At 67.8% G+C, this 2,854-nt stretch carries 2 protein-coding genes; one reads left to right on the top strand and one right to left on the bottom strand.

Going from position 1 to position 2,854, the window contains the following annotated elements; translation table 11 throughout:
* A partial coding sequence (locus tag GTP90_RS37490; protein ID WP_161087869.1) for a methyl-accepting chemotaxis protein occupies positions 1-1,648 on the bottom strand: 1,648 nt, incomplete at its 3' end.
* Between the two features lie 217 nt (positions 1,649-1,865).
* Between GTP90_RS37490 and GTP90_RS35285 the strand changes: the two genes are divergently transcribed.
* The coding region (locus tag GTP90_RS35285) for a DUF1631 family protein (RefSeq protein ID WP_161087868.1) at positions 1,866-2,854 on the top strand (989 nt) is incomplete at its 3' end.

The raw sequence follows: 2,854 nt of genomic DNA, 5'->3' as shown, positions 1-2,854 counted from the left end.
GGCCCGTCGCCGGCGTGGAGTTGATCACGCGGCTTGCGGTCGGCACGGCGTGGACGATCTGCGGCGCGAGCCCGGCCACGAGGGCAGGCGGCGCGGCCGGCTCGCCGCGCGCGACGGTGAACACGCCGATCGCCTCGTTCAGCTTGCCTGTCTCCTCCTGCATCGCGGCGGTCGCGGCGGCGGCCTGCTCGACCAGCGCCGCGTTCTGCTGCGTGGCCTGGTCCATTTCCGCCACGGCCTGGTTCACTTGCTCCAGGCCGGCGGTCTGCTCGGCGCTGGCGTCGGCGATCTCGCCGATCAGGCCGGTCACGCGCTGGACGCTGCCCACCACCTCGTCCATCGTGGTGCGCGCCTGGTCGGCCAGCTGCGTGCCGCGCGCCACCTTGTCGACCGAATCGGCGATCAGTTCCTTGATCTCCCTGGCGGCCGCCGCGCTGCGTTGCGCCAGGTTGCGCACCTCCGACGCCACCACCGCGAAGCCGCGTCCCTGTTCGCCGGCGCGGGCCGCCTCCACCGCCGCGTTCAGCGCCAGGATATTGGTCTGGAACGCGATGCCGTCAATGACGCCGATGATCTCGGCGATCTTTTTCGAGCTGTCGTCGATCGACGCCATCGTGCCCACCACCTGTTCGACGTCGGCGCCGCCGCGCTGCGCCACGGCCGACGCCGACAGCGCCAGCTTGTTGGCCTGCATCGCGTGGTCGGCGTTTTGCTTGACGGTGGCGGTCAGCTGCTCCATCGAGGACGCCGTCTCCTCCAGCGACGCGGCCTGCTGCTCGGTGCGCGTCGACAGGTTCAGGTTGCCCTCGGCGATCTCGCGCGCGGCGCCGTCGATGGCGCGCGCGCCTTGCTGCACCTGGCCGATGATGGCCAGCAGGCTGTCGTTCATGTGCTGCATCGCCTGCAGCAGCCGGCCGGTATCGTTGTTGGCGGTGTCGCCGATGCGCGTGCTCAGGTCGCCGTTGGCGATGCGCTGCGCCACCAGCATCGCCCGCTGCAGCGGCGCCGAGATCGAACGGGCCAGCCACAGCGCCAGCAAGGCGCCGCCGAAGACGGCCATGGCCAGCGTGCTGGCCGCGACGATGCGCGCGCCGTCGTACAGGTCGTCGGCGACGTGCGCCGCGTGCTGGCTGCCAGCCTTTTGCGCCGCCAGCAGCTTGTCGAGCTGCCCGTTCAGCGCGTCCATCGCCTGCTGCGAGCGGCCCTTCAGCGCGGCGGCGGCCTCGTCCTTTTTGCCGGCGGCGGCGAGGGCCATCATGCGCTCGTGCTCGGCGCCATAGTCGGCGGCCAGGCGCAGCATCTCGGCGGCCAGCAGCTTCACCGGTGCTTCGGCCAGCACCTGTGTCAGATGGCTGGTGTGGCCGCGCAGCGCCGTGTAGGCGGCGCCCAGCTTGCGGTCGGCATCGGCGATGCTGTCCTTGTCGCCCACCACCACATGCTCCAGCTTGCGCACCTCCAGCAAGTCGTTGCGCAGGGACAGCACGGCTATGGTCTGCGGCAACCATTTGTCGGACAATTCGGAGGAGGCGTCGTCGATGCGGGCCATGCGCGACAGGTCGCTCAGGCCCAGCAGCAACGTCAGGCCGAGCAGGACGGCGAAGGAGGCCAGCAGCTTGCTGGACGTTTCCAGGTTATGCAGGAATTTCATGACGGATCCTCGGAGGCGACGGCAGGAAATTGTTATGTTAGGGAAACTTCAACCTTGTCCTTTGCGCCCCGTCAATGCTGGGTTTCGCCGTCTTAAATCTGTGGGGAAACGCAAAAATACGCGAAATATTGCACAGTCTTTCCTTTTCGGTATTGCCATGTGGAAAGAATGTGCAAGAATGTGGTAAATCGATATCTCACGCTACGCAGGTCACATCATGGTTGCAACTTCCACAACGCCCCCGGTGCCGAAAAAGACGGTCTCGCCGCGGCATGCCTTGTTGGAGGAATTGATCGGCATCGCCACCAAGCATGCCGGCGACCAGTACCTGGACCTGGCAACCCGCCTGGCCGGCGCGCTGATCGACGCCACCGGTGGCGACCCGTGCACCGTGCAGCAGCGCATACGGGCCGGCAACCAGCTGCGCAACCGCAATTTCGCCTTCCTGCACCTGGCCACCAGCACGCTGGAGAAGGCGCTGCGGCGCGAGATCGCCGAGTTGGCGCCGGCGGCTAAGGGCAAGCCGCGCGAGAGCGAACAGCCGCTGTCGCTGGTGCCGTTCGAGGAGATGGATAACAAAGTGGCGCTGAGCGGCGTCAGCAAGCCGTTCGAGAGCCTGTATTCCGACCAGTTGCAGACGCTGAACGTGCGGCTGGCCTTCCTGCTGGACCGCGATATCCTGCGTGTCAGCCAGAATCCGTTCCGGCCGGAGGTGTTCCTGGTCGCCTTGCAGCAGGCCTGGACCGAGTTCGATACCGAGGCCGATGCCGCGCCGCTGTTGCAGCCGTTGATCAAGCCGGGCATGTTCATTGAACTGGGGCCGATGCTGGATGCGCTGAACCTGGCCTTGCAGAGCAAGGGCGTATTGCCGGGCTCGGTGGGCGGCTTCAGGGGCCGCAAGACGGACAAGCCCAAGGCGGCCGCGCCGTCACGCGTGCGCGGCAACCAGGCGGCGCTGGCGCAGCAGTTGCGGCAGTTCTTCGCATCGAGCGACGTGGCCGGTTCGGCCGCGGGCGAGATCGTCGACAATATCGCCGACGGCTTGATGCAGGGCGTGGACCTCAGCATTCCCGACCTGCCGATGTCGGCGTTGAATTCGGGCGCCGTGTGGGTGCCGAATGCCGCCGCCGCCCAGGCCGCCGCCCAGGCCGCCGGACAGGTCGCCGTTGGCGCGGCCGGAGCGGGTGCTGCCGGCGCCGGTGTGGC

Origin of the sequence: Duganella vulcania (assembly GCF_009857655.1) — a bacterium.
Taxonomy (GTDB): domain Bacteria; phylum Pseudomonadota; class Gammaproteobacteria; order Burkholderiales; family Burkholderiaceae_D; genus Rugamonas; species Rugamonas vulcania.
This window is presented reverse-complemented; position numbering and strand designations above follow the sequence as displayed.